The organism is Kitasatospora sp. NPDC059327 (assembly GCF_042752535.1).
Lineage (GTDB): Bacteria > Actinomycetota > Actinomycetes > Streptomycetales > Streptomycetaceae > Kitasatospora.
The window spans coordinates 1-24,287 of record NZ_JBHYYB010000094.1; the positions used below are offsets into that span (position 1 = coordinate 1).

Sequence of the window (24,287 nt, forward strand, 5' to 3'; positions counted from 1 at the left end):
CTTTGTTTAATACTCTACTTTGTTGCGCGCGCTCGCCCCCAAACTGGTTTACGCCGTCCCCGGGCGGCCCCCCGCGCGGGGGCCGGGGTGCCGGGCGGCCCCCCCCCCGCCGCGCGTGGGCCGCCGGGTCATGCGGTGGGGCCGGTTGAGAGCGGGCCGCGCGTTTCGCCGCGGCCCGCTCCGCGCCGCGCCGGGGCCGCTCAAAGGCTGCGGGCGGTGATGTCGCCGTAGGCGGTGGTGGCGTGGATGTTCAGGGCGGCGGCGCCCTCGGCGTTCTTGAGCGCGTTGTGGATCCGGCCGTAGCCGGTGCCGGCGTTCAGGGAGGCGGCCACGCCGCGGGCCGCGTCGACCGAGATCGCGCCGGCGTCGGTGCTGAGGGTGACGGTGCCGCTCCGGGCCTCGGTGATCCGGATGTCGCCCCGCTTGGTGCTGATCCGGGCGGGGCCGCTCAGGCGGCCGATCGTGATGTCGCCGTCGAGCACCGTCAGGTGGGCGCTCGCGGCCTCGTCGAGCTTGACCGTGCCCTGGGCGCTCTCGAAGGTGACGTCCCCGAGCCGGCCGACGCCGCGGAGCTCGGAGCCGGCCGCCTTCGCCTCGACGTGGGAGCCGGCCGGCAGCTGGACGGTCACCTCGACGGAGCCGGAGGGGCCGAAGAGCCGGTTCTTCTCCGGCGCGGCCTCGATCCGCAGCACGCCGTCCTCGTAGGCGACGGTGACCTGCTCGGCGGCCTTCACGTCGCGCCCCTTCGAGGCGTTCGCGGGCCGGACCTCGACCGTGGTGTCGGCCCGGTCGGCGGCGATAAGCCGGATGTGCCCGCCGGGGATGTCCAGGACGGCGGCGATCGGGGCGGCGGTGGCGAACTTCTGCATCGTGGTCTCCTGTGACTCGTTGTTTCCGACATCGCAAAAGCTACGTTGCGTTCGTAGGTCTGGCAACAAGCTCGTTGCACATGCTCGGCATCAATGCAGGTGGGAGCCGCATAATCGTTGCAGTGGGGCTGGACTTAATGCAATGAGAGTCCGCTTGGTCGTTGCAATCGAAGCGAGTGAACGCGATGCCGGGGCCCGGCCGACGCCCCCTCGCTCACCCGAGCGAGGCGCCTCGGCCCGGCGAACAAGCCGACTCGGCGTGGGACGTCGGACCGTCCGACGTTCCACGCCATCCACCGCTCGCGCGGGTGGGGCGCCGCGGTGGCTCTTCCGGCCGCGGCGGCGTGGCGGCGAACAGGACAGTCCCGGACCCCCGGGCTGCCGGATGGCTGGGGACGGCTGGGAACCCGCTGGGAGTTCGGCCAACGGCTTGCCGGGGGGTGGGCAAGGCGAGGGCTCCGGGAGGGCGGAGCGTGCCGTAATGCCCGGATTCGTTCGGTCAGGCTTCTCCCAGGTGGTGCCCAGGGTGCCGCAAGAGCGTCCGGCGAAGCTGTGCGCCATGAAGGTGCTTCCGCGACGGCGTGGTGCCGTCCTTCTGAACTCAGCGCTGGGCGTGGCCCTGGTGGGTGCCGCGGCCCTGGCGTACACCACGTTGGACAGCGGGACGGAGAACACGGCCGGCAAGACCCAGGTCCGTACCGCGACCGTGGCCAAGGGCACGGTCCTGGCCACCGTGTCCGGAACCGGCACGCTCGCCTCGCCGACCGACGCCGCCCAGGACTTCACCACGGGCGGGAAACTGACCTCGGTGAAGGTGGCGGTGGGCGACGCCGTGACCAAGGGGCAGGTGCTCGCCACCGTGGACACCACGGCGGCCCAGCAGCAGGTGGACGCGGCCCAGTCCGCGCTGACCACGGCCAACGCCAACCTCACCAAGGCGCAGGCGGGGGTCACCACCACGACCACCCAGCAGATCCCGGGCAGCGCGGCCAAGTCGTCCAGCGGCAACAGCGGCTCCAACAGCTCCAACAGCTCCAACAGCTCCAGCGGCTCCGGCGGCTCGGCCAACGACTCCACCGGCGGTGGCACCGGTGGCGGGGACCGGGGAGCGGGCGCGAGCAGCGCGCCCGCTCCCCAGACCACCCCCGTCCCGCAGACCACCACGATCACCACGACCAAGGTGGACGAGGCGGCCGTCGCGCAGGCTCAGCAGCAGGTGGCCACCGCGCAGACCAACCTCGCCAACGCCCAGGCGGCGCTGGCGGGTACGACGCTCACCGCCTCGGTGGACGGCACCGTGGCGTCCGTCGCCAACAAGGTCGGCGACACGCTGGGGGGCGGCACGGGGAGCAGCGGCACCGGCACCACCAAGTCCAGCGGGACCACCACCGGATCCGGCGCCCCGAGCGGCTTCATCGTGCTGACCAACCCGACCGGGATGCAGGTCACCGCCAATTTCTCCGAGCTGGACTCGCTCAAGCTGAAGAAGGGCGAGTCGGCCACCGTCGCGCTGAACGCGCAGTCCGACACCAAGCTCAACGCCACCGTGCTGTCCGTCAGTTCGCTGCCGGTGAGCAGCGGCGGCACCGGTGGCGCGGCCGCCGTCCAGTACGCGGCGACGCTGCAGATCACCGGGGACACCAGCAAGCTGCGGACCGGTCTGAGCGCGACCGTCTCGGTGGTCACCGGCGAGGCCGACAACGCGCTCTCGCTGCCCACCGCCGCGCTGGCCGGTACCGGGGCCAGCCGGACGGCGACCCTGGTGCAGCCGGACGGCTCCAGCGAGCGGGTCACCGTCGAGGTGGGCGTCGAGGGTGACACCACCGTGCAGGTGGTCTCCGGGCTGAAGGAGGGCGACAAGGTCGAACTCGCCACCACCAGCGGCACCAACGGCTTCCCCAACGGTTCCTTCCCCGGGCTGACCGGCGGCCAGGGCGGCCAGGGCGGCCGAAACGGCGCGGGCTCGGCCGGCGTCGCGGGTGTCGGCGCGGCAGCGGGCGGCACCGGCGCCGGTGCGGGCGGCGCCGGTCGGGGCGGTAGCCGCTGATGGCCCGCCAGCTACCGGCCGTCCCGGAGGGATCGACGCCTCCGCCGGTCATCCAGATCCGCCGGCTCACCAAGGCCTACGGCCACGGCGACGCCACCGTGCACGCGCTGCGCGGCCCGTCGGACCAGGCCACCGGCGAGCCGCTGGGCGTCACCCTGGACATCGACCAGGGCGACTTCGTCGCCGTGATGGGCAGTTCGGGCTCCGGCAAGTCGACCCTGATGAACATCCTCGGCTGCCTGGACGTGCCCACCGCGGGCCGCTACCTGCTGGACGGCATCGACGTCGGCCACCTGGACGAACAGCAGCTCTCGCTGGTGCGCAACCGCAAGATCGGTTTCATCTTCCAGTCGTTCAACCTCGTCCCCCGCACCACCGCGCTCGCCCAGGTGGAGCTGCCGCTCGCCTACGCGGGCGTGCGCAGCGCCGAGCGCCGGCGCCGGGCGCTGGCCGCGCTCTCGCTGGTCGGTCTCGCCGAGCGCTCCGGGCACCGGCCCAACGAGCTCTCCGGCGGCCAGCAGCAGCGCGTCGCGGTGGCCCGGGCACTGGTCACCGCGCCCGCGATGCTGCTCGCCGACGAGCCCACCGGCAATCTGGACAGCCGCTCCACCGACGAGGTGCTGGCGCTCATCGACGGACTCAACGCGACCGGTCGCACGGTGGTGCTGATCACCCACGAGGACGAGGTCGCGCGGCACGCGAAGCGGGTGATCCGGTTGGTCGACGGCGCGATCGTCGACGACGTCCGGCAGGCCCCGGTGGACGGGCCGCCGCCCGCCCTTCTCCCGGCCGCCGGATTCCTGGGGGTGCCGGCGTGATCCTCTGGCAGATGCTCCGCTTCGCCGTCGGCGGCCTGGCCGCCAACAAGGTGCGCTCCGTCCTCACCATGCTGGGCGTGCTGATCGGTGTCGCCTCGGTGATCCTGCTGCTCGCGGTCGGCAACGGCTCCTCGGTGGCGGTCAAGGAGTCGATCACCTCCCTCGGGACCAACTCGCTGACGGTCACCGCCGGGTCGTCCTTCGGCGGCTCGCGCACCGCGTCCACCACCAAGAAGCTCACGATCGCCGACGCCAAGGCGCTGGCGAGTGACTCGGAGTCGACCGCGATCAAGTCCGTCGCCCCGGTGGTCACCACCAGCGGCACCGCGCTGTACGGGGACATCTCCTACAGCCCCGGCTCGATCGTCGGCACCTACCCCGCGTACTTCGAGACCGCCAACCTGAAGATCGGCCACGGCGAGTACTTCACGTCCGACGACGTGCTCGGCTCCCGGAAGGTCGCGGTGCTCGGCGCCACCACCGCCAAGCAGCTGTTCGCCACCACCGACCCGGTCGGCAAGCAGATCACCGTCGGCGGCACCCCGCTCACCGTGGTCGGCGTGCTGCAGGCCAAGGGCGGTACCGGCTTCACCGATCCGGACGACGTGGTGATCGCGCCGCTGCCGACCGTGCAGAACGCCTTCACCGGCTTCGGGCCGGTCAGCCAGATCCTGGTGCAGGCCTCCTCGGCCGAGACCACCACCGCCGCGCAGGCGGAGATCACCCGGGTGCTGCTCGGCACCCACGCGATCGCCGACCCGAGCAAGGCCGACTTCCGGATCGGCAACCAGGCCTCGCTGCTCACGGCCCGGGAGTCCACCACCAAGACCTTCACGGTGCTGCTCGGCGCGGTGGCCGCGATCTCGCTGCTGGTCGGCGGGATCGGCATCACCAACATCATGCTGGTCACCGTCACCGAGCGGACCAGGGAGATCGGCATCCGCAAGGCGCTCGGCGCGCCGCGCGGGGTGATCCTCGGGCAGTTCCTGGTCGAGTCCACCCTGCTGTCGGTGATCGGGGCCGGGCTCGGGGTGCTGGCCGGCCTCGCCGGGTCACACGTCGAAGTGGTCGGCATCAAGCCGGTGGTGATCCCCGAGTCGGTGCTCGGAGCGTTCGGCATCGCCGTCGCCATCGGCCTGTTCTTCGGCAGCTACCCCGCCAACCGGGCCGCCTCGCTGCGCCCGATCGACGCCCTTCGCCACGAGTGACCTAAGGACTCGCAGACCATGAGCAACGAGATCGAGCCGCGCACTCCTGCCGAGCAGGTCGTCCTGCTCTCCACCGCGCCGGACGCCCGGGACGTCACCGCCGAGCTGGCCGCGCCGCCGCGTCGCCGGCTGCCGTGGCCGACCCTGGTGCTGGCCGGCGCGGTGATCGCCACCGGGGCCTTCGCGGGCGGCGTCTGGTACCAGCAGGACCACGGGTCCACCGGCAAGGCGTCCGCCGCCGGGCAGCAGCCCAGGGCGGCGGCCTCCGGCTTCGGCGGCGGACAGAACGGCACCCGCCGGGGCGGTCAGGGCACCGGCCAGGGCGGTCAGGGCACCGGTGGTCAGGGTGCCCAGGGCGGCTTCACCCGGGGCACCGTGAAGGCCGTCGACGGCACCACCGTCTACCTGACCGACGCCAACGGCAACACCGTCAAGGTGACCACCGGCGACGCCACCAAGGTGCAGCTCAACAAGGAGGGCAAGGTCACCGACCTGCAGCCCGGCCAGAGCGTCACCGTGGTCGGCACCCCGGCCGCCGACGGCGGCTACGCCGCCACCCAGCTCGTCGAGGGCGCGGCCGGCTTCGGTGCCGGCGGCTTCGGTGGAGCCGGTGGGGCCGGCGGCACCAGGGGGACCCAGAGCCCGTCCGGCGGCTGACCCCGCGGCACCGGACGACCGCGTGGCCCGGCCGAACCTCCTCCGGCGGCCGGGCCGCGCGCTGCCCGGACCCGGGCCGCACGTCATGGGTACGGGGTCGCGCGCCGCCGGTACGCTGCCCGGACCCGGGCCGCACGTCATGGGTACGGGGTCGCGCGCCGCCGGTACGCTGCCCGGACCCGGGCCGCACGTCATGGGTACGGGGTCGCGCGCCGCCGGTACGCTGCCCGGACCCGGGCCGCACGTCATGAGCACGGGGCCGCGCGCCGCCGGTACGCTGCCCGGACGCCCGACGTGCCGGGGCGCGGGGCCCGTACGCACACCATCCAGCCCGACCGCGCGGGCCCGTTCGCCTAAATCCGCCCGATAAGGTGTTAATCCAACATTCATCGATGGCGCATAGCCTCCCCGGGCTAGCCTCAGCTGAACGCCATCGTCCGACCGGGAGGCGGAACCCCCGTGCAAGGCACTGTGTCCACACCTGGCAGCTCCGCCGTGGGCGGCGTCCCGGGGGAGGCGTTCCTCCTCGTCGTCGACGACGAACCCAACATCCGGGAGCTGCTCTCCGCCTCCCTGCGCTTCTCCGGCTTCCGGGTCGCCTCCGCCGCCAGCGGCACCGAGGCCCTCGAACTGATCGCCGCCGAGCGACCCGACCTGGTCGTCCTGGACGTGATGCTCCCCGACCTCGACGGCTTCACCGTGGTCGAGCGGCTGCGCGAGCAGACCACCCGGGGCCAGATCGCCGGCCCCGGCCACGGCCACCCCGGCGACCACCTGCCGGTGCTCTTCCTGACCGCCAAGGACGGCGTCGGCGACAAGGTCCAGGGCCTGGCCGCCGGTGCGGACGACTACGTCACCAAGCCGTTCAGCCTGGAGGAGCTGATCGCCCGGATCCGGGCGATCCTGCGCCGGGCCGGCGGCCCCGCCGAGGACGGCCGGCTGGTCGTCGCCGACCTCACCCTCGACCCGGTCGCCCACGAGGTCACCCGCGGCGGCGCCCCGGTCGCGCTCTCCCCGACCGAGTTCAAGCTGCTGCACTACCTGATGGCCAACGTCGGCCGGGTGGTCTCCAAGGCGCAGATCCTCGACCACGTCTGGGCCTACGACTTCGGCGGCGACCTCTCCATCGTCGAGTCCTACATCTCCTACCTGCGCCGCAAGCTCGACTCCGGCCCCGCGCACGGTCCCAAGCTGATCCACACCGTCCGCGGCATCGGCTACGCGCTGCGCCGGCCGCCGCAGAGCTGACCGCCCCCCGTGTTCCCCCGGTTCTCGCTGCGCGTACGGCTGCTCGTCCTCGTCCTGGCCCTGGTCACCACCGGGCTCGTGGTCAGCGACGTCGTCGTGCTCGGCACCGTGCGGATGCAGTTGGTGCAGCGCCTCGACGACCAACTGCAGCGCTTCGCCGAGCCGCTCTCGCACCGCGTCCCCGGCCGGGTGACCTGGCCGGACAACAAGCAGCCGTCGGTCGGCGGCAAGCGGGGCACCCCCAACTACCTGGCGGCGCTGCCCAGTCAGTACCTGGTCCAGTACCTCTCGGCGGACGGCAAGGTCCAGCAGGTCGTCCGGCAGCCGGTCTCCGAGAACGACCCGGCACCGCAGCTGGCCGGCCTCGACCCGGCCGCCGCCGCCCCCGACACCCCGTTCGACCTGCCCGACCAGCGCGGCCGGCGCAGCTGGCGCACGCTCGTCCTGCCGCTCCAGCGGCCGCCCGCCCCCGCCAGCGTCTTCGCCGCGCCGGCCCCCACCCCCGCGTACCTGATGGTCGCGGTGTCCCGTGAGGACATCGACGCCACGGTCGGGCGGCTGCGCACCTCGTTCCTGGCGATCGGCGGCGCGGTGCTGGTGCTGATCGCGGCCCTCGGCTTCTTCGCCGTCCGGGCCGGGCTGCGACCGCTGCGCCGGATCGAGGAGGGCGCCGAGCGGATCGCCTCCGGCGAGCTGTCCCACCGGATGCCCGAGCTCTCCACGCGCACCGAGGTCGGCCGGCTCTCCGCCGCCCTCAACGCGATGCTCGTCCAGATCGAGGCCGCGTTCGCGGCCCGGGCCGAGTCCGAGGCGCGGATGCGGCGCTTCGTCGCCGACGCCTCGCACGAACTGCGCACCCCGCTGGCCGGCATCCGCGGCTTCGCCGAGCTGTACCGGATGGGCGCGCTGCCCACCGAGGCGGACGTCAAGCGGACGATGTCCCGGATCGAGAGCGAGGCCGTCCGGATGGGCACCCTGGTCGAGGACCTGCTGGTGCTCGCCCGGCTCGACGAGGAACGCCCGCTCGACCTCGCCCCGATGGACCTGCGCACCCTCGCCGCGGACGCCCTGCACGACCTCACCGCCCTGGACCCGTCCCGTCCGGTCGCGCTCACCGGGCCGTCCGGCACCGGTGCGCCGGGCCCGGCCCCGGTGATCGGTGACGAGGCGCGGCTGCGCCAGGTGGTCACCAATCTGGTCGGCAACGCCGTCAAGCACACCCCGCCCGGCACCCCGGTCCGGATCGGCGTCGGCACCTCACAGGGCCTGTGCCTGCTCGAAGTCGCCGACTCCGGCCCCGGTCTCACCGAGGAGCAGGCCGTCCGGGTCTTCCACCGCTTCTACCGCGTCGACGCCTCCCGCAGCCGGCACGACGGCGGCGGCGCGGGCCTGGGCCTCGCCATCGCCACCGCGCTCACCCACGCGCACGGCGGCGCACTCACCCTGCACACCGCCCCCGGCACCGGCGCCACCTTCCGCGTGGAACTCCCCCACCAGCGCTGAAACCGCCCGTTCGGGTGAATCGGTGATCGTTCCTCCCGTCGGCTCCTCGGTCGTGTGCGACCGTACGGCCGCGGCTTGATGCGGATCGCGCGCGCCGACCACACTGGACGGGAAGAGGTGTCTCAATGACCGTGCTCGTAGCCGAGGAGACCGTCGTGGACCTGGACCAGGCGCTGTGGCAGGTGTGGACGGAGATGGACGTCCCTGAGGGCTTCAGGGCGGAGATCATTGAAGGGGCCATCGAGATGTCGCCCACTGGCGGGACCCGCCACCTGACGATCAACCGCCGTGTCCTGCTGGCGCTGCACGACCAGTTGCGAGGCACCGGTTGGGCCCCTGCGAACGACGGTAACGTCATCCACGGCTTGAGGGTGATGATCCCCGATGTCTTCGTCGCCCCCGATGACCTGGAGGAGATCGAGCACCCCGAAGGGCTGGGTGTGCTCGCTTCCGGCGTCGCCCTGGTGGTCGAGACGGTCTCCCCTGGCAGCCGGGCCCGCCGCCGTGACCTCGTGCTCAAGCACCGGGCCTACGCGACCGCCGGCATCGCGGTGTACGTGATCGTCGACGACTTCGACGAGGGCGGCGCCGTCACCGTCCTGACCGGCCCCGACCCCGAGCGCGGTGCCTACGCCCGCTCCGTCCGCACGCCGTACGGCGAGGAGGCGGTCGTTCCGGAGGGCCCGGCGAAGGGGTTCGCGATCGGCCCGGAGATCACCGGGGCGCGCCGGGGCTGACCGCCTCGTCCAGCAGGCCCTGGGCCAGCAGGCCGGCCTGGAAGCGGGAGCCGGCGCCGAGGGTCGTCAGCAGCTCGGCGACCCGGCGGCGGTAGGTGCGCAGCGAGAGGCCCAGCAGGCGGGCGCCGGTCTCGTCGGTGTGGCCGGCGGCGAGGGAGCGGAGGATCTGCCGGGCCTGGTCGGTGAGGAGCGGCGGAGTGGCGCGGTCGGCGAGGTCGGTGGCGCTCTCCCAGGCGGCGCGGAACAGCGAGCGCACGCCGTCGACGACCTCCGGTGCCCGCACCACGGTGTACGTCCGCACTCCGCGCACGGGGGCGCCGGCCAGGATCGCGGTGCGCCGGTCGATGATGATCGCCTCGCGCGCCAGTGGCCCGTCGCTGATCCGGATCTCGACGCCGGTGGCGGCGATCCGCAACAGCCGTCGTTCGGACTCCGGGTCGGCGAGCGCGCGCCGGGTGTAGAGCTTGCGCATGGTGAGCCCGGGGAGGAGGTGCGGTCGTTTGCCCTCCGCGAAGGCGGCGTTGACGCCGGTGGACCAGGTCATCAGGTCGGTGGCGGCGACCAGGAACTCCTCCCGCGACGCGACGAAGAGGTGGCCGGCCCGTCGGACGAGTTCCTGTTCGCCGTGCAGGGTGATGATCGGGTCGGTGGTCATGGCAGTAACCTGCCAGATCGGTCGGGCCGCGGGCCAGCGCGACGGAGGCTTACCGACATGACGATCACCCCGAACGCCGCCCCCGCTCCCGCCTCCGCCGCCGGCTCCTTCCTGCTCGGCGGGGACCTGCCCGTCTCCCGGATGGGCTTCGGCGCGATGAAGCTGCCCGCCCGGGACTGGCACGGCCCGGCCTGCGACCCCGTGCGGAGCGTCGCGGTGCTGCGCCGGGCGGTCGAGCTCGGCGTCGACCACATCGACACCGCCTGGTTCTACTTCCACGAGGACGTCTCCGCGAACGGGCTGATCCGCGAGGCGCTGCACCCGTACCGCGACGGCCTGGTGATCGCCACCAAGGTCGGCCCCGGCCGTAACCCCGACGGCAGTTGGCAGGACCCGGCCCGCCCGGTGGAGTTGCGCGCGGCCGTCCACCGCAACCTGCGCGAGCTCGGGGTGGACCGGCTCGACCTGGTCTACCTGCGGCGGATGCCCAGCCAGGGGTCGATCGCGGAGGTCTTCGCCACCCTGGCCGAGCTGCGCGAGGAGGGGCTGATCCGCCACCTCGGGGTCAGCAACGTCGACGCGGCCCAGCTCGCCGAGGCGGAGGCGATCGCGCCGGTGACCGCCGTGCAGAACCGGTTCAGCGTGCTGGAACACTCGGCGCAGGACGCGGCGCTGCTGGCGGACTGCACCGCCCGGGGCATCGCCTTCGTCCCGTTCTACCCGCTCGGCGGCTCGGGGGTGCCCGCCGATCCGGCGCTCCAGCGGGTGGCCGACCGGCACGGCGCCACCCGGGCGCAGGTCATGGTGGCCTGGCTGCTGGCCGTCTCGCCGTCGATCCTGGCCATCCCGGGCACCTCCTCGCCGGTCCACCTGGAGGAGAACGTCGCGGCCGCTTCGCTGCGGCTCGGTGCGGAGGACCTCGCCGAGCTGGCGGCGCCGACCCGGGGGTGAACCATCGTGCCGCGCGGCCGGTCTGACGGACCGACCGGCAGGCACCGCCGCTTCTCCCGCGCCCGCCCCGGGGTCCGTACGCCGGGGCGGGCGCCGCCACTCGGGGGGTTGGCCGTGCGCGGGGGACCGGCCTAGGATCGCCGCTACGGCATCGCGTGTCGGTCACCGTCCGGGTGAGGCATGGAGGTAGCCCGTGAGTGCCTTACGGAGGCATTCGAAGCATGGCAGTCCAGTTGAACCACACCATCGTGCAAGCCCGGGACAACCGGGAATCCGCCGCCTTCCTGGCCGGCGTCCTCGGCCTTGAGGTCGGTACCGCCTGGGGCCCGTTCGTCCCCCTCGCCACGGACAACGGCGTCACCCTCGACTTCGTGTCCGTCCCGGCGGAGTCGGTCGTCCCGCAGCACTACGCCTTCCTCGTCTCGGACGAGGAGTTCGACGCCGCCTTCGCGCGGATCGAGGCCGACGGCATCGGCTACTACGCCGACCCGCAGCTGAAGCTGCCCGGCGAGATCAACCACCACCACGGTGGCCGGGGTCTGTACTTCTTCGACCCGGCCGGCCACGGCATGGAGATCATCACCCGCCCCTACGGCAGCCACTAGGCCCCGCCCGGTCCCCGGCCCGGCCGCCCGCCCGGTCGGGGACCGCTTGCCGCCGGACGGCCGTCCGGCGCCTGTCAAGCGCCGGATCGTCCAAGATCATCACGACAGTCGCCCGCACGTTCGTTGTGGCAGGCCAGGGCCGGTCCGCAGACTGTGCGCACGGCATCGCCGGTCAATCGCACCCCGCCCGCATTTCACTCGTAAGCATGATGGATACTGACCCTTGTGAACGTGTTCACGTTCACAAGCGGACAAGCTTGCGCGGTTACGCAGCGGTCTACAGCTATAGATGAAGTTTGTCCGGAAAGTGACCTTTCAGGTCGGGTTGGAGAGAGGGCGACGTGGAACTGGCAATCGCTCACGAAACCATCGCGCGATGGCAATTCGGTATCACCACCGTCTACCACTTCCTCTTCGTACCGCTCACCATCAGCCTGGCCGCCATCGTGGCCGGGCTGGAGACCGCCTGGGTGCGGACGGACAAGGAGAAGTACTTCCACGCCACGAAGTTCTGGGGGAAGCTCTTCCTGATCAACATCGCGATGGGTGTGGTCACCGGCATCGTCCAGGAGTTCCAGTTCGGGATGAACTGGTCGGACTACTCCCGGTTCGTCGGTGACGTCTTCGGCGCCCCGCTCGCGATGGAGGCGCTGATCGCCTTCTTCTTCGAGTCGACCTTCATCGGGCTCTGGATCTTCGGCTGGGACAAGCTGCCGAAGAAGCTGCACTGCGCCTGCATGTGGATGGTGTCGCTCGGCACCGTACTCTCCGCCTACTTCATCCTGGCGGCCAACTCCTGGATGCAGCACCCGGTCGGCTACGCGATCGACCCGGCCACCGGCAAGGCGCAGCTCACCGACATCGCGCGGGTGCTCTTCCAGGACACCACCGTCACCGTCGTCCTGCACACCCTGACCGCCGCCTTCCTCACCGGCGCGGCCTTCATGGTCGGCATCGCCTCCTTCCACCTCTGGAAGGCCAAGCGCCGGCCGGAGGGCGCCGACCCCAAGCGGATCGCCGTGATGCGCACCTCGCTGCGCCTCGGCCTGGTGCTGGCCGTGATCTTCGGCCTCGGCACCGCGCTCAGCGGCGACTCGCTCGCCAAGGTGATGTTCCGCCAGCAGCCGATGAAGATGGCCGCCGCCGAGGCGCTCTGGGACACCCAGGCACCGGCACCGTTCTCGGTCTTCGCGGTCGGCGACGTCAGCAAGGGCCACAACTCGGTGGAGCTGGAGATCCCCGGGATACTGTCCTTCCTCGCCAACAGTGACTTCAGCTCCTCCGTCCCCGGCATCAACGACACGGCCGACGCGGAGGCCGCCAAGTACGGCGGCGACCCGAAGGACTACATCCCGAGCATCTTCGTCACCTACTGGGGCTTCCGCCTCATGATCGGCTTCGGGATGACCTCGTTCGTGGCGGGGGTGGTCGGGCTCTGGACCACCCGGCGCAAGTGGTTGCTGGCGCCGGAGTTCCGCACCGGCGACACCGAGGTGCCCAGGCTGATGCTGACCCCGAAGCGCGAACTCGGCCCGTTCCTCACCAAGTGGAGCTGGCGGATCGGCATCCTCACCATGGGGTTCCCGCTGATCGCCAACAGCTTCGGGTGGATCTTCACCGAGATGGGCCGGCAGCCCTGGGCCGTCTTCGGGCTGATGACCACCGCGAGCGCGGTCTCGCCGAACGTCGGCATCGGCACCCAGATCGGCGCCCTGACCACCTTCACCCTGCTGTACGCGATCCTCGCCGTCATCGAGGTGCGGCTGCTGGTCAAGTACGCCAAGGCCGGCCCGGTCACCTTCGAGCGGCCGCCCACCGAGGACCCGACGCTGCGCGGCCCGTCCTCGGACGACGAGGCCGACAAGCCCCTCGCCTTCGCCTACTGAGCCCACCGAGCCCACTGAGCCCACTGAGCCCAGTGAGCTCCCCACCGAGCCCCACCACGGACTACCGAGGACTACTGAGGATCCGACATGCAACTCCACGACGTCTGGTTCGTCCTGATCGCCGTCCTGTGGATCGGCTACTTCTTCCTTGAGGGCTTCGACTTCGGCATCGGCATCCTCACCAAGCCGCTGGCCCGCTCCACCGCCGAGCGGCGGGTGCTGATCAACACCATCGGACCGGTCTGGGACGGCAACGAGGTCTGGCTGCTCACGGCCGGCGGTGCCACCTTCGCGGCCTTCCCGGACTGGTACGCCACGCTGTTCAGCGGCTTCTACATCCCGCTGCTGGCGATCCTGGTCTGCCTGATCGTGCGCGGCGTCGCCTTCGAGTACCGGGCCAAGCGCTCGGAGCCGCGCTGGCAGCGCAACTGGGAGGAGGCGATCTTCTGGACCTCGCTGATCCCGGCCTTCCTCTGGGGCGTGGCCTTCGCCAACATCGTCCGCGGCGTCGACATCGACCAGCAGAAGAACTACGTGGGCACCTTCTGGGACCTGCTCAACCCGTACGCCCTGCTCGGCGGTCTGGTCACCCTCACCCTCTTCACCTTCCACGGCGCGGTGTTCGCCGCGCTCAAGACGGTCGGGGAGATCCGTGACCGGGCTCGGGCCCTGGCGCTGCGGCTCGGCCTGGTGACGGCGGTCCTGGCCCTGGTCTTCCTGCTCTGGACCCAGGCCGACAACGGCGACGGCTGGAGCCTCGCGGCGCTGGTGATCGCCGTACTGGCCCTGGTCAGCGCCCTGGTGGCCAACCAGCTGGCGCGCGAGGGCTGGGCGTTCGTGCTGTCCGGGGCGACCATCGTGGCCGCGGTCGCGATGCTCTTCCTCGCGCTGTTCCCGGACGTGATGCCGTCCAGCCTGAACGCGGACTGGAGCCTGACCGTCACCAACGCGGCCTCCTCGCCCTACACGCTGAAGCTGATGACGATCGTCGCGGCGGTCTTCACCCCGCTCGTGCTGCTCTACCAGGGCTGGACGTACTGGGTGTTCCGCAAGCGGATCGGCGTCCAGCACATCCCCGGGCACGACCCGGCCGCCGCGCTCGACCAGGGCTGAGCGATGAAGCCCGTCGACCCCCGACTGCTCGCCCACGCCCGCACCACCCGCGCCTTCCTCGCCGGATCGGTCCTCCTCGGCGGGGTGGGGGCGGCCCTGGTGGTCGCCCAGGCGAGCCTGATCGCGGAGATCGTCGTCCGCGCCTTCCAGCAGCGCGCCGGCCTCGGCGAGCTGACCACGCCGTTGGTGTGGCTGGCGCTGACGGCGGTCGGCCGCGGGCTGGTCGGCTGGCTCACCGAACTCACCGCGCACCGGTCCGTCGCCCGGGTGAAGTCCACCCTGCGGCGCCGGCTGCTCGACCACGCCACCGCGCTCGGCCCGGCCTACCTGGCGGGCCGGCGCACCGGCGAACTCACCACCCTGGCCACCCGCGGCGTCGACGCGCTCGACGACTACTTCGCCCGCTACCTGCCGCAGCTGGCGCTCGCGGTGGTCGTCCCGGTGATCGTGCTGCTGCGGGTCGTCGGCGCCGACTTCACCTCGGCCGCGATCATCGCCGGGACGCTGCCGCTGATCCCGCTGTTCATGGTGCTGATCGGGATGGCCACCCAGAGCCGGATGGACCGGCAGTGGGAGACCCTCTCCCGGCTCTCGCACCACTTCCTGGACGTGGTCGCCGGTCTGCCCACGCTCAAGGTGTTCGGCCGGGCCCGCGCCCAGGCCGCCACCATCGCCCGGATCACCGCCGACTACCGCCGCGCCACCCTGCGCACCCTGCGGATCGCCTTCATCTCCTCGTTCGCCCTGGAGCTGCTCTCCACCCTCTCGGTGGCCCTGGTCGCGGTCACCGTCGGCTTCCGGCTGGTCGACGGCACCCTCGACCTGGAGACCGGGCTGCTGATCCTGATCCTGGCGCCCGAGGTGTACTTCCCGATCCGCCAGGTCGGCGCGCTCTACCACTCCAGCGTGGAGGGGCTGACCGCCGCCGACGAGCTCTTCGCGGTGCTGGAGACCCCGCTGCCGCCGGCCGGGACGGTGCCCGCCCCCGCCCTCGCCGGCGCCGTCGTCGAGGCGGCCGGTCTGACCGTGACGCACCCCGGCCGGACGGCGCCCGCGCTGGACGGCGCCGCGCTGACCCTGCGGCCGGGCAGCACCACCGCGCTCACCGGTCCGAGCGGGGCCGGCAAGTCCACCCTGCTCGCCGTCCTGCTCGGTCTCACCGCGCCGGACGCGGGCGGCGTGCGGATCACCGCCGCCGACGGGCGGACGTACGGGCTCGCCGAGCTGGAGCCGGAGAGCTGGCGCCGGCAGATCGCCTGGGTGCCGCAGCACCCGTACCTGTTCGCCGGCACCGTCGCCGACAACCTGCGGCTCTACCGGCCCGACGCCACCGAGGACGAGCTGGCGGCGGCGCTGCGGTCCGCGCACGCGCTGGAGTTCGTGCGGCAGCTGCCCCTGGGGCTCGCCACCGTGCTGGGCGAGGACGGCTCCGGGCTGTCGGCGGGCCAGCGGCAGCGGCTGGCGCTCGCCCGGGTGCTGCTCGCCGACGACCGGCCGCTGGTGCTGCTGGACGAGCCGACCGCCGGGCTGGACGGCGCCTCGGAGGCGGCCGTGGTGGAGGCCGTCCGTGCGCTGGCCGCCGACCCGGCGCGCACCGTGCTGCTGGTCGCGCACCGGCCGGCGCTGCTGGCGGTGGCGGACCGGCTGGTCCGGCTGGCGCCCGCCCCGGCGCCCGCCGCCGTGCCGACCGCCGTGCCCGCCGCCGAACCGCTCCGGCCGGTGCACAGCGGGCGGCCGGTGCCGGCCGCCGACGCCCCGTCGGCGGACCAGGCCGTACCGGCCGCCGCGCGGCCCCGGCTCGCGCTCTCCGTCCTGCTCGGCGCCCTCGCCCTCGGCTGTGCCGTCGCGCTGATGGCCACCTCGGGCTACCTCATCTCCTACGCCTCCGAGATGCCGCCGGTGCTCTACCTGATGATGGCCGTCACCTCGGTGCGGGCCTTCGGGATCGGCCGGAGCGTGTTCCGCTACGCCGAGCGGCTGGTCTCGCACGACGCGGTGCTGCGCGCCCTCGGCACGCTGCGGGCCGCCGTGTACGGCCGGCTCGCCGCGCTCGCCCCGGCCGGGCTGCCGGCCTTCCGGCGCGGTGACCTGCTCTCCCGGCTGGTCGCCGACGTCGACGCCGTCCAGGACCACTACCTGCGCTGGCGGCTGCCGGCCGCGGTGGGGGCCCTGGTGTCGCTGGCCGCGACGGTGGCGATGGCCGTCTTCCTGCCCTCGGCCGGGCTGGTCCTCGGGCTGGGGTTGCTGCTGGCCGGCGCCGTGGTGCCCGCGCTGGCCGCCCGCTGGTCGGCCGGCGCCGAGCGGCGGCAGGCCCCGGCCCGCGGCCGGCTGGCCACCACCGTGGTCGACACCCTGACCGGCACGGCCGAACTCACCGTGGCCGGGGCGCTCGCGGGCCGGCTGGCCGCCGTCCGCTCCGCCGACGCCGCGCTGACCGGGCTGGCCGCCCGTTCGGCCGCCACCACCGCGCTCGGCACCGGGCTGATCGCGCTGCTCACCGGGCTGACGACGACCGCGGCCGCGGCCGTCGGCATCCGGGGCGTGCAGAGCGGCGCGCTGGCGCCGGTCTGCCTCGCGGTGGTCGTCCTCACTCCGCTGGCCGCCTTCGAGGCCGTCACCGGGATGCCGCTCGCCGTCCAGGCCCGCCAGCGCAGCCGGGCCGCCTCGGCGCGGCTGGCCGAGGTGCTGGACGCGCCGGCCCCGGTCACCGAGCCGGCCGCCCCGGTGGCCCTGCCGGAGCGGCCGCTGCCGATCGCCGTCCGTGGGCTGACCGCCCGCCACCCCGGACAGGTCGTGGACGCCCTGGTCGGCCTCGACCTCGATCTCGCCGCCGGCCGCCGGATCGCCGTGGTCGGCCCGTCCGGCTCCGGCAAGACCACGCTCGCCCAGGCGCTGCTGCGGTTCCTGGAGCCGACGGCGGGCCGTGTCACCCTCGCCGCCGGTCGTCCACAGGCTGTGGACAGTCGGACGCTGGCCGGGGACGACGTCCGCCGGGTGATCGGGCTCTGCGCCCAGGACGCGTACGTCTTCGACAGCTCGCTGCGGGAGAACCTGCGGCTGGCCCGGCCCGCGGCCGGCGAGGACGAGCTGCGCGCCGCACTCGCCGCCGCCCGGCTGCTGGACTGGACGGACACCCTCCCGGCGGGCCTCGACACCATGGTCGGCGAGCACGGCGCCCGGCTCTCCGGCGGTCAGCGCCAGCGGCTCGCGCTCGCCCGCGCGCTGCTCGCCGACTTCCCGGTGCTCGTCCTGGACGAGCCCGCGGAGCACCTCGACCTGCCGACCGCCGACGCGCTCACCGCCGACCTGCTCGCCGCCACGGCCGGCCGGACCACGGTGCTGATCACCCACCGGCTGGCCGGCCTCGACGACAGCACCGTCGACGAGGTGCTCGTCCTGGACGCCGGCCGGGTGGTCGAACGCGGCACCTGGTCGGCCCTGGTGGCCGAGCCGGACAGCCGGTTGCGGGCGATGTGGGAGCGCGAGCGGGAGACGGACGGCTCGGTGCCGGCCGGCCCGGTGGCGGTCGCCGGGGCCGTGGCACCCGAGGCCGGACGCACTCCGGTGGTCGCGCCGTCCTTCGGCTGAAAACCGTACAAACTACGCTCGTCACCATGGACCCCACGCCAGACCTGCCGCCCGCCGCCACCCCCGACCCGGCGCCCCACCGGGTGCCCGAGATCTCCTCGCTCGGGCTGGACACCCTGGTCACCGAGGTGGCGGAACGGCTGCAGTCCGCGGCCGCCGTCACCGACCGGATGCAGCGGCTGCTGGAGGCCGTCGTCTCGGTCGGCTCCGGCCTGGACCTGCACGCGACGTTGCACCGGATCGCCACCGGCGCCGCGGAGCTGGTGGACGCCCGGTACGCGGCCCTCGGCGTGATCGCGCCCGGCGGCCAGGGCCTGGCGGACTTCGTCCACGTCGGGGTCGACGACGAGACCGCCGCCGAGATCGGCGAGCTGCCGGCCGGCCGGGGCATCCTCGGCGCCCTGATCGACCGGCCCGAGCCGCTGCGCCTCACCGACCTCGCCGCCGACCCGCGCTCCTCCGGCTTCCCGGCGCACCACCCGGCGATGAAGACCTTCCTCGGCGAGCCGATCCGGATCCGCGACGAGGTCTTCGGCAACCTCTACCTGACCGAGAAGCAGGGCGGCGGCGCCTTCACCCCCGAGGACGAGCAGGTGGTGCACGCGCTCGCCGCGGCGGCCGGAGTCGCGATCGAGAACTCCCGGCTCTACGAGGAGGGGCGGCGGCGCGAGCGCTGGATCGCCGGCGCGGCCGCCGTCACCACGGCCCTGCTCTCCAACCACGAGGCCGAGGTGGCGCTGACCGTCGCCGCCGAGCAGGTGCGCGAGCTGGCGGACGCGGCGCTCGGCATGATCCTGCTGCCGACCGTGGACGGGGAGGGCGACGGGCAGATGCGGGTGGCGCACGCCTCCGGCGAGGCGGCCGAGTTCGTCCAGGGCGAGCTGCTGCCGAAGGAGAGCTTCGCCGCCCGGCTGCTGCGCGGCGACAGCGTCTACCTCGACGACATGTCCAGCGATCCGACCGTGGTGATCCGCCTGGCGCGCAGCTTCGGCCCGTCGATGGCGGTGCCGATGGTCGCCGCCGGCCGGGTGCTGGGCGGGCTCTGCGTCTGGCGCCCGCGCGGCGCGGCGCCGTTCACCGACACGGAGAAGCAGCTCGCCGGGACCTTCGCCTCACAGGCCGCGCTCGCGCTGCGGCTCGCCGAGGGCCAGCGGGACCAGCAGCGCCTCGCCGTCTTCCAGGACCGCGACCGGATCGCCCGTGATCTGCACGACCTGGTGATCCAGCGGTTGTTCGCCACCGGGATGATGCTGGAGAGCGCTGCCCGGCGCGCCGTGGTGCCCGAGGTCCGGGTCGGGATCGGCAAGGCGGTGGACGAGCTGGACGCCACCATCCAGGAGGTCCGCACCACCATCTACGCGCTCCAGCACGACAACCACGGCGATGCGCCGGACACCCTGCGGACCAGGGTGCTGCGGGAGGGCAGCCAGGCCGCGGCGGCGCTCGGCTTCAAGCCCTCGGTGACCTTCATGGGGCCGGTGGAGAGTCTGGTCGGGGACAAGACCGGTCGTCAACTGCTGGCCGCGCTCAGGGAGATGCTCTCCAACACGGCCCGGCACGCCCGGGCCTCGCGGGTCGGTGTGGAGATCGACGCGACCGTGCACCTGGACGACGACGGCCGCCCGGTCAGCGGCGATCCGGAGTCGCTGGACCGGGCCGGGCGCCCCGGGGTGCTGCTCACCGTGACGGACGACGGTGTCGGCATCCCGGCCGGCGGGCGCCGCAGTGGTCTGCGCAACCTGACCCGGCGGGCCGAGGTGCTCGGCGGGGACGCCTGGCACGAGCCGGGTCCGTACGGGAAGGGGACGATGGTCCGCTGGACCGCCCGGCTCTGAGATTCCGGGACGTTATCGAACGGTCTGTGCCGATAGGGAGCCTTCCGCGCGGGGATCGGGCGCATGGTTGGTGTGCAGTCGGTGAAAGTTTAACGAGGGAGAACTTCCCGGCCAACGGAGCAAGTTGTGCAATTTCTTCCCTTCCGGCGTGCTCGTGTGCACACATAGCTTTACTCCCGTCTCGGAGGGAACCGGACTGGGGGAGCAGTGGACGCGTCGAGCCGCGGTCACACCGCAGCAGGGGCAGGTCGAGGGGGATTCCGGGTCGAACGGGCTCCCGATGGGCGGTACCGCTGGCAGCTCAAGGCGCCCAACGGCCGGGTGGTGGCGGTCAGCGCGGCCGGGTACGAAACGGCGGTCGAGGCCGAGCGCGGCTTCGACGGCTTACGCGCCGGCGCCGAAGCCCTGGTCGCCCGGATCACCCATGTCCGCGACGGCATCGGATGGATCTGGGTCGTCCCCGGCTCACGCGCGCTCCCCGAGGTGCGCTCCAGTCGCGCGTACGAGCGGTACGCGACCTGCCAGAACGCCTTCCGTCGTTTCGTGGTGCTGCTGGCCAAGCAGCCGGCTCCCGAACTCCCGGACCGCATCGCCCCGTTGAGACCCACCGATGTCCGTCGCTGAGCGGCGCGGTCCGCGCCTGCTGATCGTCCCCGCCGCCGACCGGTGCCTCGGCTGGACGCTGCGCGCCGCCAACGGGCGGCAACTCGGCGTCGGCGTCCGCACCTACCGCGGCGAGGACGAACTCGCCGAAGCGGTCAGAGAACTGATCATCGAGCGGGCGGCCCTGCGCTGTACCGTCGGGCAGTCCGAGGCCCGGCTCTGGGTCTGGACCGCCCACCTGCCGGTCCGCAGCACCCGCCCCGGCGCGGGCCAGGGCGGCCCGGTCGCCCGCAGCGCCCGCGGCTACCTCCGACGCGACCAGTGTCAGGCGGGGGTGGACGGCTTCCTGGCCGGGCTGCAGTGGGTCGGCCAGGAGCTGCGCCGCAACGGCCGGGACAGCCGCCGGCCCTGGTAGTGCCCCCGCCCGGCCCGCGGCGCCCGGTGCCCCCTCCCGGTGCGCCGCTCCGGTGTTGTTCCGTGCGGCCGGTCTCCGCCCGCGTCGGGTGATCCTGCCCGCGCCGGTCGTCCGCCCGCGCCGGGTGGTCCGCCCGCGCCGGGTGGTCCGCCCGCGCCGGCCTCCGTGCGCCGGACCGGCCGGCCCGTCCGTTCCCCCCGGTCCGGTGAAGCGCAGGTTTCCGGCAACCCCCCGAGCAGCCACCTGGAGAAGAACGTCACCGGCCTCCGACCTGCGGCTTTCCACCCCGCCGCGCCCGCGCTGACCAGTCACTAAACCTGTCCGAACCGATGAGTCGACAATCGCCGGCCACCGTCGACGGCCCTTCCGGGGGAACAGCCGTGCCCGACAGGATCAGCTCTGCCGGAGCGGCCGCCGCGGGTGCGGCCCACCGGCCCCGGGCCCCCAACCAGGGTCTGGGCAAGCGATGCACCTCTCTCCCACCGGAGGAACAGGAACATGCGCAAGACCGCTGCCAAGCTGCTCGCCATTGCCGCCATCGCCACCTCGGTCGCGACCGTCGCCGCCGGCACCGCCGTCGCCGACCCGACCGTGACCCCGGCCGCGCAGGACATCGTGAGCGTGGGCTCCGACACCACGCAGGCCGTGTCGACCCAGTTCTCGACCGACTACAACGCCTACCTGACCAGCATCGGCGACACCACGTCCCCGCGCTACTACAGCTGGGACGCCACGGGCTCGGCGAGCATCACGCCGAAGTCGGGCGCCTCCTCGATCGTCCGCCCGAACGGCTCCGGCGCCGGCATCACCGAGCTGAACACCGTGGGCTCCAAGGTCGACGTGGCCCGCTCCTCGCGTGCCCCGAAGGCCACCGACCCGGCCTCGGACATCTTCGTCGCGTTCGCCAAGGACGCGGTGACCTGGTCGGCCAACTCCGGTGGCAACGCCCCGGCGAGCCTGACCGCCGCCCAGCTCAAGGGCATCTACGACTGCACCATCACCAACTGGACGCAGATCAGCGCCACGCTGCCGAACGCCACCATCAAGCCCTGGCTGCCGCAGGCCAGCTCCGGCACCCGGGCCTTCTTCCTGACCGCGATCGGCAACCCGACCGTCGGCACCTGTGTCCAGGACGGCCCGGAGGAGAACGAGGGCGTCGACACCCGCCTGGCCGGTGCCAACACCGTCTTCCCGTACTCGGTGGCCTCGTACCTGTCCCAGACCGTGGGCGGCCACGCCACCCCGACCTCGGCCCCGGGCAGCCTGACCCTGCGCAACGTCGGCACCCTGGTGCCGGTCAACACCACCACCAACACCATCAACGCGCCGTTCGCCGCCTCCGCCTTCGGCCGCGTGGTCTACAACGTCGTGCGCAACGCCGAGTGGACCGCCACCGACGCCCACGGCACCGCGCTCCGCGCGATCTTCGGCCCGTCGGGCTGGATCTGCACGAACACCTCCGCCACCAACGACATCAAGGGCTACGGCTTCCTGCCGCTGCCCGCCGCCGCCTGCGGCAGCACCACCCACAGCTGATCACCCGCTGATCCGGCTCGCACCACCGCACCACCCGCTCCACTCGGCGGCCACGGGCTTCGGCCCGTGGCCGCCGGCCACACCCGCCCGACCCTTCGTACCCGCCGGAACCGGGCGGCCGGGCAGGAACGCCGCAGCGGCCCCTGGCCACCGCCCCTGGTCACCGACCGTGGTCACCGCCCACACCTGACCGAGACACTCCCCGGAGACGACCCATGCGCAGGTCACCCGCCAAGCTGCTCGCCGTCACCGCCCTCGCCCTCGGGACCGCCTTCGCCGGGACGGCCGCCGCCGACCCGCCCGTGGTCCCCGGGCCCCAGGACATCGTCTCGGTGGGTTCGCAGACCACCGGTTCGCTGCTCAGCCAGATCTCCGCCGACTACAACGCCCATCTGGCGAGCATCGGCGACACCACCTCGCCCCGGCTCCACAGCTTCGACTCGACCGGCCCCTCGCCGATCACGCCCCGGGTGGGCGCGCCGGCCATCCTGCGGCCGACGGCGGGCGGGGACGGACTGGCCGCGCTCAACCAGCCCGGCAGCGCCGTGGACTCGGACCGGATGGACCTGCCGCGCCAGTCCTCCACGCCCGCCGCCGACACCTTCGTCGCGATGGCGAAGGACGCGGTGTCCTGGGCGGCCAAGTCCGGCGGGAACGCGCCGGCCAACCTGACGACGGCGCAGCTGAGGAACATCTACCAGTGTGTCGTCACCGACTGGACGCAGATCGCCCCGACGCTGCCGAGCGCGACGATCAAGCCGTACCTGCCGCAGGCGAGTTCCGCGACCAGGGCGTTCTTCCTGGCCGCGATCGGCGTCAATGCCCCCGGGGCCTGCGTGACCAGCGGCCCGGGTGAGAACCAGGGCGTCGACCCGGTCCTGAACGACCCGAACGTGCTCATCCCCTACTCGGTCGGCCACTACCTCGGTCAGACGGTGGGCGGGCACAGCACCCCGGCGGACGCGGCCGGCCCGCTGACGCCGCGCGCGATCAACGGCGTCGTCCCGGTCAGCCCGACGACCAGCACGATCAACGCGCCCTTCGTCGCCGGCCCGTTCGGCCGGCTGGTCTGGAACGTCGTCCGGCAGGCGGACTGGACGAGCACCGGGGCCAAGGGCACGGCGTTGCGCGGAATCTTCGGCCCCAGCGGCTGGATCTGCACCAGTGAGATCGCCGTGATCAAGAGCTACGGCTTCCTGCAGCTCCCGAGCGCCGCGTGCGGATCGACGGCCTGACCGGCCGCTCACCCATCGACTTCGGCATCCTCCGCCCGCCGGGCAGTGCGGGAGGGGGCAGCCGTCGGGGCGGTCGAACGACCGCTCGCACCACCCAGCACAAGCTCTCACCTCTCCCAAGGAGTTCAGCATGACCCGTACCAACGCCCGCTTTGCCGCCACCGGCGCCGCAGTCGTCCTCGCCGTGACCGGTATGAGCGGTGCGGCTGCCGCCGACGCCGCCCCGGCGGCTCCGACCGGCAGCGCGGTGGTGCACGAGAACACCGCCTTCCTGAAGGACTCCGCCCTGAACGGCCTGGTGGTCATCCCGCTGCCCACGGCCACCCCGTCCTACGACTCCACCACGGGCTTCTCCACGTCCTTCCCGGTGACGGGCGGCGACGTCAACCTCCCGGGCTACTACGGCAACGTCCAGCTGGGCGGCAGCCTGCTCTTCGTCAACCTGTTCACCGGCAAGAGCGCGGTCTTCAAGCAGCTGGCGTTCAGCGCCGACGCCTGGGCGATCACCGGCGTCCCGGTCGGCGGCACCGCGCCGGTGGCGCTGCTCGACCCGGCCGGCACCACCGACATCACCCGCAGCGGCGCCACCCAGACGGTGACCGCCGCCGACCTCAAGGTCGACGCCGAGGGCGCGCAGTACGTGGACGCCAAGCTGAACACCACCTTCTTCAAGGCCGGCCAGTCGATCGGCAACTTCTCGCTGAGCTTCACCGCCGGCAGCTGACACCTGCCACCGGCTCGGTACTTCGGCGGGCCCGTGCGACGGCACGGGCCCGCC

At 73.0% G+C, this 24,287-nt stretch carries 20 protein-coding genes; 18 read left to right on the plus strand and 2 right to left on the minus strand.

The window, feature by feature from the left end:
* Positions 1–200 precede the first annotated feature (200 nt).
* Positions 201–869, minus strand: coding sequence for a DUF4097 family beta strand repeat-containing protein (locus ACFXHB_RS35950; RefSeq protein WP_380579730.1), 669 nt, complete (start codon positions 867–869; stop codon positions 201–203).
* 559 nt (positions 870–1,428) lie between these two features.
* Here ACFXHB_RS35950 and ACFXHB_RS35955 point away from each other — a divergent pair.
* The 7 genes from ACFXHB_RS35955 to ACFXHB_RS35985 all read left to right on the plus strand — a co-directional run bounded on the left by ACFXHB_RS35955 (position 1,429) and on the right by ACFXHB_RS35985 (position 9,087).
* Positions 1,429–2,916, plus strand: coding sequence for an efflux RND transporter periplasmic adaptor subunit (locus ACFXHB_RS35955; RefSeq protein WP_380579731.1), 1,488 nt, complete (start codon positions 1,429–1,431; stop codon positions 2,914–2,916).
* A complete protein-coding gene (locus ACFXHB_RS35960) occupies positions 2,916–3,734 on the plus strand; it encodes an ABC transporter ATP-binding protein (protein WP_380579732.1) in 819 nt (272 codons plus the stop codon). The genes ACFXHB_RS35955 and ACFXHB_RS35960 overlap by 1 nt, the downstream gene beginning before the upstream one ends.
* Positions 3,731–4,942, plus strand: coding sequence for an ABC transporter permease (locus ACFXHB_RS35965; RefSeq protein WP_380579734.1), 1,212 nt, complete (start codon positions 3,731–3,733; stop codon positions 4,940–4,942). The genes ACFXHB_RS35960 and ACFXHB_RS35965 overlap by 4 nt, the downstream gene beginning before the upstream one ends.
* A gap of 18 nt (positions 4,943–4,960) precedes the next feature.
* Positions 4,961–5,599 (plus strand): hypothetical protein, encoded by a 639-nt coding sequence (locus ACFXHB_RS35970; RefSeq protein ID WP_380579736.1) that lies wholly within the window; start codon positions 4,961–4,963, stop codon positions 5,597–5,599.
* A 471-nt stretch (positions 5,600–6,070) separates the two neighbouring features.
* The gene (locus ACFXHB_RS35975; RefSeq protein ID WP_380579783.1) at positions 6,071–6,847 is read left to right on the plus strand and encodes a response regulator transcription factor; all 777 of its coding nucleotides are present in this window, start codon (positions 6,071–6,073) and stop codon (positions 6,845–6,847) included.
* A gap of 9 nt (positions 6,848–6,856) precedes the next feature.
* Positions 6,857–8,350, plus strand: a complete 1,494-nt coding sequence (locus ACFXHB_RS35980) for a sensor histidine kinase (RefSeq protein WP_380579738.1) — start codon at positions 6,857–6,859, stop codon at positions 8,348–8,350.
* 125 nt (positions 8,351–8,475) lie between these two features.
* Entirely contained in the window at positions 8,476–9,087 is a 612-nt protein-coding gene (locus ACFXHB_RS35985; RefSeq protein WP_380579740.1) for a Uma2 family endonuclease, read from the plus strand.
* On the opposite strand, the gene ACFXHB_RS35990 is transcribed toward ACFXHB_RS35985, so the two are convergent.
* Positions 9,065–9,742: a DNA-binding response regulator gene (locus ACFXHB_RS35990; protein WP_380579742.1), complete on the minus strand. Its 678-nt coding sequence runs from the start codon at positions 9,740–9,742 to the stop codon at positions 9,065–9,067. The genes ACFXHB_RS35985 and ACFXHB_RS35990 overlap by 23 nt on opposite strands.
* A gap of 57 nt (positions 9,743–9,799) precedes the next feature.
* Here ACFXHB_RS35990 and ACFXHB_RS35995 point away from each other — a divergent pair, with 57 nt between their 5' ends.
* The 11 genes from ACFXHB_RS35995 (at position 9,800) to ACFXHB_RS36045 (ending at position 24,233) form a co-directional block, all read left to right on the plus strand.
* A complete protein-coding gene (locus tag ACFXHB_RS35995) occupies positions 9,800–10,693 on the plus strand; it encodes an oxidoreductase (protein WP_380579744.1) in 894 nt (297 codons plus the stop codon).
* Between the two features lie 221 nt (positions 10,694–10,914).
* Positions 10,915–11,298 carry a VOC family protein gene (locus ACFXHB_RS36000; protein ID WP_380579746.1) on the plus strand — a complete coding sequence of 128 codons (384 nt, stop codon included), beginning with the start codon at positions 10,915–10,917 and terminating at the stop codon, positions 11,296–11,298.
* Between the two features lie 341 nt (positions 11,299–11,639).
* Positions 11,640–13,184, plus strand: a complete 1,545-nt coding sequence (locus ACFXHB_RS36005; protein WP_380579748.1) for a cytochrome ubiquinol oxidase subunit I — start codon at positions 11,640–11,642, stop codon at positions 13,182–13,184.
* A gap of 87 nt (positions 13,185–13,271) precedes the next feature.
* On the plus strand, positions 13,272–14,297 hold the full coding sequence (gene cydB / locus ACFXHB_RS36010; RefSeq protein ID WP_380579750.1) for a cytochrome d ubiquinol oxidase subunit II: 1,026 nt from the start codon (positions 13,272–13,274) through the stop codon (positions 14,295–14,297).
* A 3-nt stretch (positions 14,298–14,300) separates the two neighbouring features.
* Positions 14,301–17,885: a thiol reductant ABC exporter subunit CydD gene (gene cydD / locus ACFXHB_RS36015; RefSeq protein WP_380579752.1), complete on the plus strand. Its 3,585-nt coding sequence runs from the start codon at positions 14,301–14,303 to the stop codon at positions 17,883–17,885.
* A gap of 26 nt (positions 17,886–17,911) precedes the next feature.
* On the plus strand, positions 17,912–19,720 hold the full coding sequence (locus ACFXHB_RS36020; protein WP_380579754.1) for a GAF domain-containing protein: 1,809 nt from the start codon (positions 17,912–17,914) through the stop codon (positions 19,718–19,720).
* A 207-nt stretch (positions 19,721–19,927) separates the two neighbouring features.
* Positions 19,928–20,344 carry a YegP family protein gene (locus ACFXHB_RS36025; RefSeq protein WP_380579756.1) on the plus strand — a complete coding sequence of 139 codons (417 nt, stop codon included), beginning with the start codon at positions 19,928–19,930 and terminating at the stop codon, positions 20,342–20,344.
* Positions 20,331–20,738: a hypothetical protein gene (locus tag ACFXHB_RS36030; RefSeq protein ID WP_380579758.1), complete on the plus strand. Its 408-nt coding sequence runs from the start codon at positions 20,331–20,333 to the stop codon at positions 20,736–20,738. The genes ACFXHB_RS36025 and ACFXHB_RS36030 overlap by 14 nt, the downstream gene beginning before the upstream one ends.
* A gap of 498 nt (positions 20,739–21,236) precedes the next feature.
* Entirely contained in the window at positions 21,237–22,274 is a 1,038-nt protein-coding gene (locus ACFXHB_RS36035) for a PstS family phosphate ABC transporter substrate-binding protein (RefSeq protein WP_380579760.1), read from the plus strand.
* A 215-nt stretch (positions 22,275–22,489) separates the two neighbouring features.
* Positions 22,490–23,509 (plus strand): substrate-binding domain-containing protein, encoded by a 1,020-nt coding sequence (locus ACFXHB_RS36040; protein ID WP_380579762.1) that lies wholly within the window; start codon positions 22,490–22,492, stop codon positions 23,507–23,509.
* A 130-nt stretch (positions 23,510–23,639) separates the two neighbouring features.
* Complete coding sequence (locus ACFXHB_RS36045) at positions 23,640–24,233, plus strand: hypothetical protein (RefSeq protein WP_380579764.1); 594 nt, start codon at positions 23,640–23,642, stop codon at positions 24,231–24,233.
* Positions 24,234–24,287: the final 54 nt, after the last annotated feature.